A 15,976-nucleotide genomic window follows, 5' to 3' on the forward strand; every position below is an offset into this window, starting at 1 on the left:
GTATAGCGTCAAGCAGGCCAATACAGCCGCTTCAACGGAACGACTCGTTTGGTCTCGGCGTCGGTGGCGTCGCAGTGTTCGATCAGTGCGCAGACCACATGGTCCAGCGTCCACATCGCCAGCGGTATGGAGGCGCGGTCGGCTTAATCCAACACGACCAAGAACTCGATCGCGAGTGCGGTCGGTTGGACATCCCGAACATTGCGCTGCAACGAAACCAGACCGTAATCAGCCATCAGTCGTAAGGTGCGTGACAGATTCGGGACCTTGCGGCCGCTGAGCTCAGCCAGCTCTGTTAATGACTTTGGATGCTTCTCATGGATTAAGCGCAGCAAACGTCGGTTGTCGTCTGAGAGCACAGCAGCAAGCGACGCAAACGAACTAAACCAAATCTGCGGCGTCTCGCTCCGCAGGCGATGAGGATCCGCGCCATCTGGTCGATGAATATCAACGATGTACCGCTTCATATTCAGTCCCGAGATGTATTTTTGGTCGAATATATCAGTATGTGATAATCATCGTCGACTTCAAGTCTCACACCTACCCTTGCTACCGCATGACAGTGGCAACCTCCCAATGCCACAAATTTGCCACACTCGCCCCGCTAAACGAGGCGAAAATCCGCTAACCCCAGCTAACACAACCCATTGATTTCCCAGCTAATCCCAGCTAACGTATTGATTCTAAACGTCGACTTTTAGGACTCCGAAGGCAGGGGTCGTGGGTTCGAATCCCGCCGGGTGCACCATATAGCAGTCTCGGGCTGTCTCAGACAGTCTACGAAACACCCCAAGAAGCCCGCCCCGTGCGGGCTTTCTTGTTTCTGGCTGTTTACCTCTGTCCACCCCTATAACAGAGCAGCTGCATTTCTACGATGCGGGCGCTCAACTTCCGCCCATCAGTCAGTCCGGAACGCTCGAACAATGGCAGCGGCATATCGGTTCCCTATGCATTGGCAACCACCGCCTAACGTTCGTCGTGCGTGCGGCTTTCGCTGGGCCACTACTGCACATGCTGGGCCATGAGTCAGGAGGCTTTCACCTTTACGGCGACAGCTCCGGAGGGAAGACCACACATTTGCAGGTGGCCGCATCGATCTACGGTAGTCCACGTTGCGTGCGCTCCTGGCGTTCGACTGACAACGCCCTCGAGTCCATCGCCGCCGCGCACTCAGACGGCTTATTGGTTCTCGATGAAATCGGCATGTGCGATCCGCGCATCATTGGCGAAACGGTTTACATGCTGGGCAATGGCAGTGGCAAAGCACGCGCCAATGATCGAGGCCAGGCTGGTCGTCACGTTCAGGAATGGCGTTTGTTGTTTCTCTCGACCGGGGAAAAGACGTTGGCGCAGCACATGGCAGAGGCAAACAAAGATCTTAAAGCGGGCATGGAAGTACGCATGCTTGCGGTGCCTGCCGATGCCAGCAAAGGGCTTGGAATGTTCGACATGCTCAATGGCTTTGAGGACGCGGCTGCACTTTCAGACGCTCTAAAAGCGCGGGTGACCAAATACTACGGCACCCCGCTGACTGCCTTCCTTTCCGCCCTGTGTGAGCCCGGAAAGATGCTGGGGTGGTCGACCATTTTGCGCCACACCATTGAGCGGTTTGTCTCGACCTCACTACCCAAGTCAGCGAGCGGACAGGCCCAACGTGCTGCCACTCGTTTTGGATTGGCCGCTGCTGCTGGAGAGTTGGCCACCGCCTTGGGGATAACAGGTTGGCCTGAGGGTGGAGCGACCACGGCGGCAAAGGTTTGTCTCAACGCCTGGCTGAATGAGCGAGGCGGCGCCGGAAACTTCGAAAGTGACGCCATCGTCGCGCGCCTTCGCCAAGTGATCGAGCGTTTCGGAGAGAGCCGTTTCACCCGCTGGGAATCCGCCGTCGCCAAGATCGACGAGCACGGCCCTCGCACCATTGATCGCCTGGGCTTTCGCAAGACGTTGGAGCATGGCCTGGGTGATGCGTTGCACACCACCACTACCTACTACGTACTGCCCGAGGCTTGGTGCTCCGAAGTTTTCAAAGGCATGAACCTAAACGCCGTTAACAAAGAGCTATTGAGCCGGGCCATTTTAGAGCCTGGCAGCGATGGCAAAGCGGCTCAATCGGTAAGGCTGCCAGGCATGTCTAAAGCCCGCGCCTACGTTTTCAACTCATCCGCACTCATGGCGGATGACAGCGGGCACTCCTTCGAGGCCGCATAAATTAGTTATCCATTTTGGCCTGCCATTCCGGCAAGTCTTTCGCAGCACCATATGTAAATGGAGATACCCCCCATGCTTAAAAGAAACACGCTTTCAACCCCCGAAATCAAAGCGGCTCAGAACAAATACGCTGCTCACCTAAAAACGCTCCAAGAACTGGAGAGGACCAAGGAACAGCTAACCCAAAATTTAACGTCCCTGGTCGCTGAGGACACTCTGGACAAGGAAGCCAAAGCATCGGCGCATGACAAGGCGCTCAAGGCCTACAGTGCGGCTATTGCTGCTGGTGATACGGCTGCTGAAGCCGAAGCAGACACAGCTCTGCAATCAATCCTTGGTGAGTCGGACAGAAGCCGTGGCAAGCACCTGGCTCGAACTGCTGCTATCGCTAAACTTGAACAGGAAGTCACTGAGATCGACCAACGACTTGAAGAGGGTAACCAAGCGTTGGAGGCTTCACAAAAAGAGCTCTTGAGAGCAATTCTGTACAAACGAGCGGAGCAAATAAGAAGCAGCGCTAATGAGTTGGTGGCAGTAGCCAAACGATACCAACAGGTCGCTTATCTCATGGGCCTGCAAGGCTCTTTGCAGGACATTCGGATTCCCTTACCTCCCACTCACCGGGAGGATCGGTTTGACTACGTCGGCCCTCATACAATCAGGACAGGCCCAACGAGACCGACAGTTGAGGAACTGCTGTTGGACTGAATTGACACAGCATCAAAGTGGAACACCTTTTTCCGTTGGAACACCCGGTATTCCAGCTCAAATAAAAAGGTGTTCCAGCCTGAAGGCCACGTAATACGTGGCTTTCAGCTTTAGTGGAACACCTGGAACACCGTTTTTTGAGGGGTATCGGTTTTTAACCCCCATCACCCCGTCGCATTGGGCGCCTTCAGCGAGCATCAGAGGGTCGCCACACGCCTGCCGCCCCCCTCCTCCAAGCGTCTAAACAGCAGGCAAAACAACGCCTTTCCGCGCTGCTCATGGGTCCTTTGGGAGGTTATTTGGATTGGGGTAATTTGAACCCCGATGTTTTTACAGATTCAAGCGGCTATGGGGGGTTCCGTCTCCGGTTGCGCATTAGATTAGTAGGCGGCCAAGCCCTCCACCCAACTCTGCGAGCTCTAACTAATCCTGCTGAGATGTCAGGCGGAAAATGGCCGCCTGCGACCACCACTCCGACCCGCTGTGGGCGCCCCAGATAGAGGGGGTCGGGATGAGTGAATATATACCCCTACAGAATACGGTGTTCCACGTATTCCAGGTGTTCCGGAACTTTGAGAGCTACGGAGTACGTGGCCTTCAGAAATGGAACACCGAGTAAAGATAGGCGCAAAACCTAGCGTTTCAGGCATAAATGGTGTTCCAGTATGATGGAACAATGGAATCCGCCAAGACTTCAAAAGCACTCGTAATGAATGACATTCGTACGATCCAGGTTGCTTGCTGCTGGAAGCATCAGGCTCGAATCGTAAGGCGGTTAGCGAGAAGGGTATCGCTGCCTGGATCCACGTAATCAGCGATTCGGGGGAGCAGCCAATACATCAGCCTAGATCCCACCCCACGGATTCGTGGCCTACCTGCTTCTCGCGGGTTACTTCAAGAGATTTGGGCAGACGCACTACCATCATCACCTACCTCTCTATGATTGACAGTCTGAAGCAGTGCCGTGTGGCGCCAGTGATGATCTGTAGCGCCCCCAAAGGTAGAGACAGCCTACAAGACTCAATAGAGTCTTGAGCCCATGTAGAGCTACAGACGGCGTTAAAGCGTCCCTCATTCATACGTCGAACTAAACACAATTTCCTCAGCTATCATCGCCTAACGAGTTTTAACCAGGGCATCGCCACTAGATATGTTCGAGATAACAGGGTCTGACATCGCAAACCTAAGCGACGGCAATTTACGCACTCTCGTTGCTCGCTTAGCGTTATCTGAGTTACGCGCACAAGGGTGCCCTCTTTCCTCCGTTACCGCAGGTGGAAACCAAGACGCCGCGGATGGCGGACTCGACGTCCGTGTTGAGTGTATTGGCTCACTTACGAAACCCGATTTCGTACCACGAAGACTCACCGGTTTTCAGGTAAAAAAACCCGACATGCCGGCAAGCGCGATTCGCGAGGAAATGCGCCCCAAAGGTGTACTGCGACCTGTGATTAGCGAGCTCGCAGCAGCATCCGGCTCTTACATAATCGTAAGCGCCCAAGGATCAGTCGCGGACAAGCCACTATCAGATCGACGTAAGGCGATCCGTGAGCAGCTTCGGGGAAATATAGATGCTCGAAAGCTTCACACGGACTTCTACGATAGGGACCGGTTGGCCACGTGGGTCAACGAGTACCCAGGCATCGTAGCGTGGGTTCGTATGCAAATCGGTCTGCGTATCGCTGGATGGAGCAGCATCGGCAACTGGGCGGGGACGGCAGTAGCAGAGCCAAGCTCATATCTCGTTGACGATAACGCATGCTTAACGGATGAGAAGTCGCGAGATTCATTACAACTGACTATCAACGAAGGAATAGAGAAGCTACGCGAGACTTTACGAGTCCCAGGACGATGCGTCCGATTAGTCGGTTTGTCAGGGCTAGGCAAGACACGACTTGTACAAGCCTTATTCGAAAGTGGAGTAGGGGTCGAGTCACTGGATCCTAGCCTTGCTGTTTACACGGATTATTCTGTAGAGACCGATCCAACAGCTAGAGATATGGCGCGTCAACTTATAATGAAAAGGCATCGCGCCATTTTGGTGGTAGATAATCGCAATCCGGCCACACATAGCGAACTCGCGCGTATTTGTGCTGATAGTGCAAGTACCGTGAGTCTGCTGACTGTCGAATATGATGTAGGCGATGATGAGCCAGAACAAACTGAAGTTTTTAGGCTGCGCTCAGCATCAAACGAGTTAGTTTCACAATGGCTAAAGCAGACCTTTCCTAATGTGTCACAGGTCGACCGGAGTAGGATTGCAGAATTCAGCGACGGCAATTTCCGTGTAGCTCGCGCAATATCCGACACACTTAGAAAAGGCGAAACACTAGGTAAGCTTAAGAGTCGCGACTTGTTTGAGCGTATCTTTCAACAACGTAACGAGCCCGACCTAAGCCTGCTCCATGCGGCTGAAGATCTCTCACTTCTCTATTCAGTAGATGGTGAAGACAGTTCGAACGAGGGCGAGTTGGCAAAAATTGGACGCATTCGTACAGTGAGTACGCATATCATGTATGCCACGCTTATTAGGTTGGGGCAGCGCGGTATTGCGCAGTCTCGCGGCCGATGGAGGGCGATATTACCCCACGCAATCTCTAACTCTCTAGCGGCATCAGCACTGGCAAGAATTCCGCCAGCAGAGTTCAATTTGTTTTGCGCGAGCCTGGCACCGAGAATGCTGAAATCACTCTCACGGCGGTTAGGTTTCCTTCATGACAGCCCTGAGGCTCGGTCGATGGTGACCAACTGGCTCTCTCTCAACAGTTCCCTAGGAGATTTGTTCTCGATGGGCGCAGATGGACTACAGATCATCAGCAATATCGCCCCTGTTGCTCCTGATGCAGTTTTAGCAAAAATTGAGCGAGAGCTGAGTGGTGCCAACGCAGAACTAATACTAGCGCCTACTTTTTCCGGTCGCTGGCAGTGGATCCGGCTTATCAAGACGCTTGCATACGACCCAAAAATGTTCCACCGCTCAGCGATTTTGCTTGCTCGATTTGTGTCATTCGAGCTTGAAGGCAATAAGGGTAATTCCGCGCGCGACACGTTTGCAGAGCTTTTTCACTTGTACCTCTCAGGCACTCAGGCAACGCCGACTCAAAGATGCGAAGTCATCCGGCAATTGGCAACGTCAATTGACCCAGAGCAACGTCGCTGTGCACCAATTGCTCTCGACGCACTGCTTATGACAGGTCGTTTCACTTCATCAAGCAACTTCGAATTCGGCGCTCGGCCGCGTGATTGGGGCTGGTCCCCAAAAATCAATAGAGATGTTTGGGACTGGTATAACGGCGCTATTTCGCTCGTCGCAGATCTTTCATCAGTCATTGAGGAAACACCCAAAATTTTCGCGCGCAGAGTTCGTGAACTCTGGGCCATAGAGGCATGCCAAGACTCACTAGAAAGCATCGCAGTCTCTTTATCAAGAAGGCAACCTTGGATAGAGGGTTGGCTTGCATTTCGAGCAGCACTTCGTTACGGCGGTAACTCTATGCGCTCAGAGGTGAAGGAAAAACTGCTGAAAATCATTGAGCAATTGAAGCCATCGGACCTTCTCCATCAGGCGCGCGCTGTAATTCTGAGTGGAGCCAGCAGTGGTTGGGACATCGTGGATGGGGATCCTGACGATGATGACGTGATGAAGCCGTGGGAGCGAGCTTCTAAGATGGCTCAGAATGTAGGGCGCTTTCTCGCACAAGACCATGAGACACGTAAGCAATTTTTATCTGAGCTGATACCAGCGCAGAATCAGCAGCGTGCTTTTGAATGTGGGCGGGGCCTCGCTGAAGGGGCGACAGATCTACACTCAATGTGGTGCGAACTAGTCGGTGAGTTCGCATTGGCTAACCCAAATAAGCGCGATGCATCAGTTCTCGGCGGTTTTATCAATCTTGCCCACCAACGGAATACCACGCTCACATTATCCATGCTGGATTCCACTATAGGTGATGCCGATCTGGGCTCGTACCTGCCTTTCCTGCAAGCCCGCATCGGAATTGACAGCGCAGGTATAGAACGGTTAAGACGTGCAGTCGCTAAAGGTGCATTGCGCGCAGAGGACTTCTACAGTATCGCAAACGGCATCGTCACAGACTCCCCGTCACAGGAACTTAGTGAGCTTCTGCTCGACATTGCCGAGTTGGAAAATGGAGTAGAGATTGCACTCGGCATTTTAAATATGCACTTCTTTCGAGATAGGCTTACCGACCACGTATGGGACACTTCACTAGTTGAAGTCGGTAGAAATCTTTTATCCCGTATGGACATTCACAAAAAAGGGCAAGCCCACGACTACGGAATGCAGACAGTAGCGAGTATATGCTGCTCCGGCATTGACGGTGAAAAAACTGCAAGGGAGCTATGTGCTAACTTACGCACCGCCATTGAGTCGTATCAGCTATCACCGCACGATGTGAATTACTTGCTTAAAGGGTTATTCGAGACCCAAACTTTCACCGCACTAGACGTATTTTTGCTCGACGAAGCAACGTCAAGAGCAAGTCGACTATTTGAAATGCATTTTAGCTTTGACACCCCCATAGAGAAAATTGAAACCGAATTACTTCGCGAATGGGCAGATATCGATCCCAATTTACGATACGAGCTACTGGGTCAAAACCTCCCTATGTTTAAGCGCAATGCCGGGGAAGAAGGTAATGACTTGGACCCACTTATCTTGGAGCTATTAGAATTCGCCCCGGATAAACACGCATTCCTCGGAGACTACTTCACACGCTTGCATCCCAAGAGCTGGATGGGGTCCTTAGCTGAAACTCTAGTCCGACGCCGCGTGAATGTACTAAAGCTGAGAGAAAACCCGGACTCAGAAGTGCAACGCTGGATTAATGAGTTACTACCCAACCTTGACCTCTGGATCGAGCAAGAACAAAACAAGAACCGGGAAAAGGAAGAAAGTTTTGAGTAATAATCCGACTCCAGAGCTTGCCTATTACTAAATAGCGCAACGGGCCAACTAAACTGCAGCAAGATTATATATTTAAAAACTCAAGATCATCGAGATTTTTTGTAAGACTCACTTACTTCTAACTGCGCAAGCTTCTGAAAATAAGATAATTTCTCCCTAGCCAACGCAAGCATTCCATCAACCAACTTAAGTTCCTGTTGATTCTTGTTAAGAGATGCGAAAGATTGAACATCCGCCACCAAACTGTAGGCTGCTACACGTATGGCATCGCCTGATATTATCTGAACCTCATTGAATGCGCGAAAATACTTTTTATAGATATCTGCACTTGCTGAACAACTAGAATACAAATGATCTTGAATCAATTCCTGAGATAAAACCAGCAACTCAACATATTTAGCTTTCTTTTCTTCCTGCAATTTATAAAAGACCGTCCGTAATTCTTTTTCACGTTCGTAAGAATGATTTTTAATCACAGTAATATAAGCCGCAAGTGTAGCTATAAACGCACCAAGCCCAATCTTTACAGCTGTATCAACGACATTCACCCATGTTAAATCCATTTTAAATCACCAAATACTCGAAATAACATATTAACCAATAGGCGGGTTCAATCCCTCATACACGTCACTAACTGAACGCCAGCTTAAGTGAAATCAGAATGTTGTTAGCATATAGTGTATACGTCTCCCATTACATACACCATCCAACCACAAGCGTGAAAACCGACAGAGCATTTCAATTTAAAAACGATTCGATTCGCTCCTTTAAAGGAGTTATCTCTTCTTGGAACGCTAGCTTTATGATGTGACAAAGATGCTGAAGTGTGTGATTTTTTTCCAACCCTATATGTGCCGATATCTCAAAAAATTCATTATGCTTCCCTGCTTGAAGGCCATACTCTAATACTTCTGAAACTCTATCCTCCTCCAGCCCAAGAGCAACTTCTACAAGCTTAGGGACTTCTACGCATTTTTGTACTATCCAAGCCTCCGGCCAAGTATCCCCAGGTAAGTAGGCAGTCCTATCTGAAAACCATTGATCAAAATCTTTAGAGGGATTTTCAGCCATTTTTCGGGCGTGATTCAAGTTGTCTTTTTTGAGTGCTCGTTGATCCCCGTCAAAAATGGCAAGCGTCGGACGATCCTCACCTCGAATGTGGAGTGCAGCCAGTTGCTTAGCTATGGCAGTAGCAGAACCAATCACTATGATTTTCACCCGTGATCTAAGCGCAGAAGGTAAAAATGCTTGAATCAACACACGAGCAACTTCATCTTCAACGAATAGATCAAGTTCAGTCGTATCTTTTGCGCCAAGTTTAGAAAAAGCGAAATCTGGAGAAATCCCAGGTGTCACCTTTGTTTTACCACCAACTGACTCTATGAAGTACCTCGCTTCATCCGGCAGACATTGAAAAATCTCTTTTGAATGAGTTGTGCAAATTACTTGTGTACCGGTTTCTTTGCATAACTCCTTTAGTTTTGTCATGAACAATCTTTGTGCTTTTGCGTGTAACCCTAGCTCAATTTCATCCAACACGAGGATCGTATTACCATTACAAGAGTAAATTGTTGAAAAGATCTCAAATAATGCGTTTTCGCCAGCGCCCATATTAAACCCCGAATAAGTTAGCTCTCCGACTGTAACAACGGGCAAGCTGTATCGAGCGTGTTCGAGGTGTAAGTAAGAGTCGTACTTCTTGCCAAGCACGTAACCGACAGCATCTTTTACTTTATCTTCCCATCCTTTAAGTGCAACATTTTTGAATGATTTTGAATAAGATCGAGATTGACTTCTTTCAGAATGGGGAACAATCCGTTCGATCCCAAGAAAAACCACATTCTTAGGCATTCGAGAGTCGTAATTATTCCACTTTCCCCCTTGGCTTTTTTTGCGAGTTTGAAAACCTAAACCTTTTCCGTCGGGAAATACCGTTTTCGAAAAGTTGTCCATTGCAAACCAGTATTCTATTTCAATACCTTGAGGAGGGATTTCATCAGTATGCTGTAAAAAGAAGTCCGAATAAGTGTAATAGCTATTTTTCCGCTTTGGTAGTTTGAAGCCTTTTTAGTATTGTGATAAGCACAGCATGCTAATGCTAAAATAGTGGACTTCCCTGACCCGTTAACACCGGCAAAAGCAGTTATCGGATAATCGAACGAGACATCGAGGTGATTGAGCCCTCGTATAGATCCTTCAGTAATTTTAATCCGCCGAAGTAGCCTTTTAGAGTAATCGTTAAAAAACCACTGCCGGAGTTCTTTATCTAACTTGCTATCCCGATACTTCATAGACTTCCTTGCTCTAAATAAGGCGTGGCGCTTTGCCATCCATAGGCACACGCTAGATGCTAACTACCATTTTGTCTATACGCCTTTCTCTCCCCCTGCCGCTGCCCGCCACCGGTCCAGGCTGTGTAAAATCTTAAGTGCTATATTTAGATTTGACTTGACGCGTAAAATATGAACGCCACTCATCTAAATCAGAAGACCTACACAGTTAAATACTGTGTACCGGTCGAGAGCATTTTCACGCAGCCTAGGCCAGAGGCGGATGCATGAGACATTCGTTCGGCATGAACGATTACCCCTCCTCGCACTTAAACTCACTATGGAGGCCACGATGGGAGGGCATGGATACCATTCAACGCCAAACGCCGTGTATCCCCACTTGTATCCCAAATTCATGCACATCGTTAAATAACTAACAAAATCATAAGCTTATTAACTAGGTTCAAACGACGCCGGGGCACCAGACACAGCTGAAAAAGCCACAGGCCTTTCGGCCTGGGGCTTTTTTTTGTTTTTGATGTCACACAGAGATAATCGCGAAAAAACCGTAGAAGTCGACGTTGCGGGTAACTTGTCGCGAGCCTTCGGTTTGAACTATCCGGAATTCCCGGATAGTTGCCTCTCGTTTGACCCCTCGGGTCTAAAAGATATTTTTCAGGCTCTCGTCAACCAGCAGTGGTTTCCGCCTTCATACTATTTTCGCAACGCCTCCAACCGCGCCGGCAAGTCCTCCTTGGGAAAGCGGTCATGCAACGCCAGCAGCTTCTCATCCGCCGCTTTGGCTTCCCCCGCCTCACGCAACCTCACAATCTCCTCTAACCCCTGCTCCAAGGTTGGCACCGCCACCGGCGCTCGCTTGCTGAGTTTCGCCGTCGACTCATCCGCCAGCGCACCGGCGATTTCAGCCTGTACCGGCGCACTCTCAGCCTTGGGCGCAACGGCCATCCGGGCCATGGGTGCCGGCGCGGGTGCCGAGAAGGCTTGCGGCGCCGGGCGGGCGGCTTCTTCGTGGAGGGCGGAGAAGGTAGCGGTGGAGATTTCGGGTTGCGGCACGGGCGAGCGCGTGACCACGCCGATCATCAGCGCTAAACCTGCCACGGTGGCGAATGCCATTTGCCAGCGCGGGCGTTGGCAGGCTTGCAGCCAGCGTTGCCACAGGTTGGGTTGCGGGGCCGGGGCTTCGCGGCGGGCGGCGTTGAGGATGAAGGCGTCGAGGGACGCGGGCGGTTCACCGGTGCTGTGTTGACGGAAATGCTGGAGGAGCATGTCGTCGGGGTCCGGGGTGTGTCGGGAGTCGGTCATGCGGGTATCTCCTCGGCCAGCAGGCGGCGCAGTTTCTGCTGGGCGTAACGCAGGCGGCTTTTGACGGTTTCCAGCGGGCTGCCGGTGAGGGCGGCGATTTGCGGCACTTCGAGGTCGCCGTGCAGGCGCAGCAGGAAGACTTCGCGCTGGTCTTCGGGCAGGTCTTGCAACGCAGCGTCGAGTCGGGCCTGGTCGCGGCTCAGGCTCAGTTGCTGCTCGGGGCCGGCGGTGTCGTCGGGTTGGGCGTGCAGTTGCTCATCGTAGCTGTCGTGCAACGGGTTGTGGATGCCGTGCTTGCGCCAATGGTCGATCAGGCGGTTGCGGGCAATCTGGAACAGCCACGTACGAAAACTCGCCCGGCCTTGTGGCTGGGTGGTGCTGCGGATCAGGCTGAGCCAGGTGTCCTGGTAGATTTCCTCGGCCAGTTCGGCCTTGTTGCTCAGGGACACGAGGAAGCGGTAGAGGCCCTGGCGGTGCCGCGCGTACAAGGCCTCGAATGCGGCAGCGTCACCGGTTCGGTAGCGGGCCAGCAGCGCTTCGTCGCTGGGTGAGTCATCTGGAACGGCCATGTAGGTGGCGAACTCCTTTTTTGGTCTTCGAATGCTGCTTTCTGCAGGAGCGAGCTTGCTCGCGAAGGTTGTCAACGATGACACGGGCTTGCTGGTTTACCGCGTCGCTCTTCGTTTTTCGCGAGCAAGGACCAGGCGTCCCCCTCGCGCCTACAGTGGACGGTTGTCAGGGCTTGAGGCTTTGGGCCAGCTCTACCAGTTGCACAAATTCGTTGCGCAGGCCGAACGGGTCATCGCCTCGGGCCGAGCGTGCCAGTGCGGCGGTGTCCTGCAAGTTCATGCTGCCAGTGTAGCGGCCATCGCCCTTGAGCTGTTGGGCGAAGGCGGCCACGGCGGCTGAGAATCGCAGGTCTTCGCTGGCCTTACCCGACGTGTTGCTCACAGGACGCTCGATCATGCGACTCTCACCGCCAGCCGCAGGCTTATAGCGCACACGCAGCATCGCTAGCTCAGCGGATTTTCCGTCAACCGCAGGTACGGACGCATAGCGCAGCGGCTCCAACCACCCCTTCTCGCCCTTCGGCACAATTTCGTACAACGCGGTCACCGTATGGCCTGCACCCATCTCACCGGCATCCACCTTGTCGTTGTTGAAATCCTCACGCTTCAAGGCGCGGTTTTCATAGCCCAGCAAGCGGTATTCGCTGACCTGGGCCGGGTTGAATTCCACCTGCAATTTCACATCCCGCGCCACCACTGCCAGGGTCGAGCTGAGTTGGTCCACCAGCACCTTGCGGGCTTCGCGCAGGTTGTCGATGTAGGCGTAGTTACCGTCGCCCGCATCGGCCAGTTGTTCCATCAGGTGTTCGTTGTAGTTGTCCACACCGAAACCGAGGGTGGTCAGCGAAACACCGCTTTTGCGCTGGTCGACGGCCATCTGCTTGAGGCTGTCGAAATCGCTGATGCCCACGTTGAAGTCACCGTCCGTGGCCAGCAGGATGCGATTGATGCCCTTATCGATAAAGCCTTCGCGGGCCATCTGGTAGGCCAGTTCGATGCCGGATGCGCCCGCAGTGGAGCCACCGGCGGTGAGTTGGTCGATGGCGTTGCGGATCTTCACCTTGTCGCGGCCAGAGGTCGGCTTGAGCACCACGCGCGATTCACCGGCGTAGACCACCAGCGACACGCGGTCCTGGTCGCGCAACTGATCCACCAGCAATTTCAGGGTGCTTTTCACCAGCGGCAAGCCTTCGCGGCGGTCCATAGAGCCGGACACATCCACCAGAAACACCAGATTTGCCGGCGCGAGGTCGGCCACGGCGCGGTCGGAAGCCTTGATGCCGATGCGCAGCAATTTAGTGCGAGGGTTCCACGGGGTCGCGGCGACTTCGCTGGTCACGCCAAACGGCGAGCCATCGGTGGGCAGGGCGTAGTTGTAGGGGAAGTAATTGACCATTTCCTCGAGTCGCACAGCGCCTTCGGGCGGTAGGCTGCCTTGGTTGAGGAAACGTCGTACGTTGGCATAGCTGCCGGTGTCGACATCGACGCTAAACGTCGAGACAGGTGTTTGGGCGACGCTGTGCACCGGGTTGTCCGGCAGGTTTTCGTACTGCTCGCGGGGTTCACTGACGTAGTCCATCGCGGCGGACTCCTGCCCCCTCAAGCGCGAGGTCATCGGCGCAGGCATGGCCATGCGTTTGACCAACGCCGGCTCGCTTTTCAGCTCAGCCACAGGTGCCGCCTCGGCAGGCTTGGCTGCATCGCGGGACGAAGACAGCCCACACCCGGCCAGCGCCACCAGCAAGGTGACGGCAAAGCCCTGGGCAGCAGGACGCAAGAAGAGCAAATGACGGGACATGGGCTGAACCTCGTGAATGAATAATCCGTTCACAAGGTCAGACGCAGGGTGCGGGCGATTCGGGTTAAACCGTTAAAACGACTTACGGGCAGGCACGATCCGCAGCCGGCACCGACGGCATCGCCCTGGGGATCGATGCGTTCAGCGCCTGCAACTCGTAGACAAAAAACGGGCAGCGCATGCCCATTTTGCCGTCTGCATCGCCACCGTAAACCATGCCGACGTAGGCCTCGTACTGGCGGCCCTTTTCAAAGGTATACACCCGCGAAAGCGCCGGGCACTTGCTATAGGTGCTGCCGTAGCTACCCACCGACAGCTCCTCGCGCACCAACAAAAACGGCGCGCCCGCCGGCACCTGGTATTCGGCAACGATCTCGGTGTACTCACCTTCTGCCATCCTGACCCCGCCCAGGTACGCGGGCATCTTCGGCAACACGCGCGGCGCCATGCCTAACTGCGCCGGCACCAGCGGTGACTGTGGGTAATTGATGCTCGGCTTGTCACCGTCATAAAAGCGTCCGGCCTTGGCCAAACCCTGTTCATTACCCACACAACCGCTGTAGCGGGCGCCGCGCACTTCGCCGTTGGTGATGACGCGTAACTTGGCAGTATCGGTGCCGGGCGTGGGCTCCACGTAGGGAACCCACGGTTGGTGATTGCAAGCGCTCAGCAACAACGTGCAGAACAGGGCAAGTGGCTTCAGATCCATCAGGAGGCGTCCATGCAAAAAAGGCGGGAGTAACGCAATACGGGCGGCGACTTTACTCTGCCACCTCGTGGACCGGAAGCCACTGCCCTAAAGTTATGCGTGCTCCGGTCGAGACCCTGAGTTGATTCGTTCATTTATAGGGAAATTGTGTGTTGAAAACTCTCTACCGCGCTGCCGTCCTGGCCGCCGCGCTGTCGATGACCGGCTGCGTGTCCTACACCGTCACCGGCCCTATCGGCGCCCCACTTCACCCGGCACCTGTCAGCAGCCCGCGCAGCGCGCAAGTCGCGGATGTCACCGTCACTGCGACCGACGTCAACGACGCTAATAAGACGGCCATCAGCCGCTCGCTCACGGCCCAGCTCAACCAGTACGTGCGCACGGCGGGCTACTTCAAACAGGTCACCGAGTACCCGGTACGCCTGGGCGAGCAGGATGTGTCGCTCAAGTTCAACATGACCTCCCTCAAGGGCCACCGTGGCGTGCACCCGGCCTATGTCCCCGGCGCCTTGCTGACGTTGACGATCTGGATTTGGGTCAACGGCCCGATCTTCGTCGACACCTTCGACGTGGCCGGCGACCTGGTGATCGTCGATCGCGACGGCAAGGAACTGGCGAGTGCCAAGCAAGAGGTCAAGTTCGAGCGCAACGTGGGCCTGTACGGTCGCGAATACTGGGCCCCGACCATGGGCGCCAAACAGCTGAACGAACTGGTCGCGCAACTGCTCGACAGCGCCACCGCCAAACTGGCCAAGCCGTAATTTCAAGGAGCAACACATGAAGGGATTGATCAAGCACAGCCTGGTCCTCGCCGCCGTCTTGCTGAGCGGTTGCGTGTCTTACTCGCAACACGAACTGCCGCCGGTACAAACCTGGCCGCCGACCGCTAACGCGCCGGCGCAAAAACCGACAGCGTTCGTGCGCACCACGGCGCTGAACCAGGTCAACGGCGGCGCCGGCAACACCGCGCCCGGCGCGCCTGCCGCGTTGTGGGAAAAATCCGTGGCCGACGCGTTCCGCCAGTCCAACCGCTTCTCGCGGGTGAGCACCGACAAGGTCGACTCGGATATCTATGCCGATGCGACGCTGCACAACAACGAAGAGTACAGTCCGGTCTCGGCGTTCATCACCGGCTTCACGTTCTTCGTCATCCCGACCACGGCAAAGAACATTTTTACCCTGGAGACGGTGTTCAAGGACAAGGACGGCAAGGAACTGGGCCGCGTCAAAAAGAGTGAATCGGTGCGCACGTGGGTGCATCTGGTGCTGATCGTGGGCATCCCGTTCCAGACGGACACGCGGGAAGTGGTCGAGGCGTTGACGCGCAGCACGCTGGATGAGGCCGTGCAGCGCAAGTTGTTCTGAGGTCCGGCGGGCACTGCCCTAATGCCGGTCCGAAAGAGCAAACAGTAAACTGTGGCGAGGGTGCTTGCTCCCGTTGGACTGCGTAGCAGTCCCATGTTT

12 protein-coding genes and 1 pseudogene are annotated in these 15,976 nt (G+C 53.8%); 5 read left to right on the plus strand and 8 right to left on the minus strand.

Features of this window, described 5'->3' with window-relative positions; genetic code table 11:
* Nucleotides 1-143: 143 nt before the first annotated feature.
* Nucleotides 144-467 carry an HVO_A0114 family putative DNA-binding protein gene (locus ACR52_RS15090; protein ID WP_048725488.1) on the minus strand — a complete coding sequence of 108 codons (324 nt, stop codon included), beginning with the start codon at nucleotides 465-467 and terminating at the stop codon, nucleotides 144-146.
* 388 nt (nucleotides 468-855) lie between these two features.
* Here ACR52_RS15090 and ACR52_RS15095 point away from each other — a divergent pair.
* The 3 genes and pseudogenes from ACR52_RS15095 to ACR52_RS15105 all read left to right on the plus strand — a co-directional run.
* A pseudogene (locus tag ACR52_RS15095) lies at nucleotides 856-2,208 on the plus strand (DUF927 domain-containing protein); the annotation flags it as partial.
* 72 nt (nucleotides 2,209-2,280) lie between these two features.
* Nucleotides 2,281-2,916: a hypothetical protein gene (locus ACR52_RS15100; RefSeq protein WP_048725493.1), complete on the plus strand. Its 636-nt coding sequence runs from the start codon at nucleotides 2,281-2,283 to the stop codon at nucleotides 2,914-2,916.
* Nucleotides 2,917-4,576: 1,660 nt separating this feature from the next.
* Nucleotides 4,577-7,843, plus strand: coding sequence for a hypothetical protein (locus ACR52_RS15105; protein ID WP_236692148.1), 3,267 nt, complete (start codon nucleotides 4,577-4,579; stop codon nucleotides 7,841-7,843).
* A gap of 86 nt (nucleotides 7,844-7,929) precedes the next feature.
* Here ACR52_RS15105 and ACR52_RS15110 read toward each other — a convergent pair whose 3' ends face one another.
* The 7 genes from ACR52_RS15110 to ACR52_RS15135 form a co-directional block, all read right to left on the minus strand.
* Nucleotides 7,930-8,406: a hypothetical protein gene (locus ACR52_RS15110; protein WP_048725496.1), complete on the minus strand. Its 477-nt coding sequence runs from the start codon at nucleotides 8,404-8,406 to the stop codon at nucleotides 7,930-7,932.
* 175 nt (nucleotides 8,407-8,581) lie between these two features.
* Nucleotides 8,582-9,796, minus strand: coding sequence for an AAA family ATPase (locus ACR52_RS15115; protein ID WP_201778997.1), 1,215 nt, complete (start codon nucleotides 9,794-9,796; stop codon nucleotides 8,582-8,584).
* A 14-nt stretch (nucleotides 9,797-9,810) separates the two neighbouring features.
* Nucleotides 9,811-10,173: an AAA family ATPase gene (locus ACR52_RS31745; protein WP_408003341.1), complete on the minus strand. Its 363-nt coding sequence runs from the start codon at nucleotides 10,171-10,173 to the stop codon at nucleotides 9,811-9,813.
* A gap of 654 nt (nucleotides 10,174-10,827) precedes the next feature.
* Nucleotides 10,828-11,436 (minus strand): hypothetical protein, encoded by a 609-nt coding sequence (locus tag ACR52_RS15120; protein WP_048725498.1) that lies wholly within the window; start codon nucleotides 11,434-11,436, stop codon nucleotides 10,828-10,830.
* Entirely contained in the window at nucleotides 11,433-12,005 is a 573-nt protein-coding gene (locus ACR52_RS15125; protein WP_048725500.1) for an RNA polymerase sigma factor, read from the minus strand. Before ACR52_RS15125 ends, ACR52_RS15120 begins: the two co-directional genes overlap by 4 nt.
* A 166-nt stretch (nucleotides 12,006-12,171) precedes the next feature.
* On the minus strand, nucleotides 12,172-13,803 hold the full coding sequence (locus tag ACR52_RS15130) for a vWA domain-containing protein (RefSeq protein WP_048725502.1): 1,632 nt from the start codon (nucleotides 13,801-13,803) through the stop codon (nucleotides 12,172-12,174).
* Nucleotides 13,804-13,885: 82 nt separating this feature from the next.
* A complete protein-coding gene (locus tag ACR52_RS15135) occupies nucleotides 13,886-14,512 on the minus strand; it encodes a hypothetical protein (protein WP_048725504.1) in 627 nt (208 codons plus the stop codon).
* A 149-nt stretch (nucleotides 14,513-14,661) separates the two neighbouring features.
* Here ACR52_RS15135 and ACR52_RS15140 point away from each other — a divergent pair, with 149 nt between their 5' ends.
* Complete coding sequence (locus ACR52_RS15140) at nucleotides 14,662-15,273, plus strand: hypothetical protein (protein WP_048725505.1); 612 nt, start codon at nucleotides 14,662-14,664, stop codon at nucleotides 15,271-15,273.
* Nucleotides 15,274-15,289: 16 nt separating this feature from the next.
* Complete coding sequence (locus ACR52_RS15145) at nucleotides 15,290-15,877, plus strand: hypothetical protein (protein WP_048725507.1); 588 nt, start codon at nucleotides 15,290-15,292, stop codon at nucleotides 15,875-15,877.
* Nucleotides 15,878-15,976: the final 99 nt, after the last annotated feature.

Source organism: Pseudomonas fildesensis, assembly GCF_001050345.1.
In the GTDB taxonomy this organism is placed as follows: Bacteria; Pseudomonadota; Gammaproteobacteria; order Pseudomonadales; family Pseudomonadaceae; genus Aquipseudomonas; species Aquipseudomonas fildesensis.

What these genes read in the sequence shown, in the direction of transcription:
- ACR52_RS31745 (WP_408003341.1), bottom strand. Translation starts at nt 10,173, where the DNA reads ATGGCAAAGCGCCACGCCTTATTTAGAGCAAGGAAGTCTATGAAGTAT.
- ACR52_RS15130 (WP_048725502.1), bottom strand. Translation starts at nt 13,803, where the DNA reads ATGTCCCGTCATTTGCTCTTCTTGCGTCCTGCTGCCCAGGGCTTTGCC.
- ACR52_RS15090 (WP_048725488.1), bottom strand. Translation starts at nt 467, where the DNA reads ATGAAGCGGTACATCGTTGATATTCATCGACCAGATGGCGCGGATCCT.
- ACR52_RS15145 (WP_048725507.1), top strand. Translation starts at nt 15,290, where the DNA reads ATGAAGGGATTGATCAAGCACAGCCTGGTCCTCGCCGCCGTCTTGCTG.
- ACR52_RS15100 (WP_048725493.1), top strand. Translation starts at nt 2,281, where the DNA reads ATGCTTAAAAGAAACACGCTTTCAACCCCCGAAATCAAAGCGGCTCAG.
- ACR52_RS15120 (WP_048725498.1), bottom strand. Translation starts at nt 11,436, where the DNA reads ATGACCGACTCCCGACACACCCCGGACCCCGACGACATGCTCCTCCAG.
- ACR52_RS15110 (WP_048725496.1), bottom strand. Translation starts at nt 8,406, where the DNA reads ATGGATTTAACATGGGTGAATGTCGTTGATACAGCTGTAAAGATTGGG.
- ACR52_RS15115 (WP_201778997.1), bottom strand. Translation starts at nt 9,796, where the DNA reads ATGGACAACTTTTCGAAAACGGTATTTCCCGACGGAAAAGGTTTAGGT.
- ACR52_RS15135 (WP_048725504.1), bottom strand. Translation starts at nt 14,512, where the DNA reads ATGGATCTGAAGCCACTTGCCCTGTTCTGCACGTTGTTGCTGAGCGCT.
- ACR52_RS15105 (WP_236692148.1), top strand. Translation starts at nt 4,577, where the DNA reads ATGCAAATCGGTCTGCGTATCGCTGGATGGAGCAGCATCGGCAACTGG.
- ACR52_RS15125 (WP_048725500.1), bottom strand. Translation starts at nt 12,005, where the DNA reads ATGGCCGTTCCAGATGACTCACCCAGCGACGAAGCGCTGCTGGCCCGC.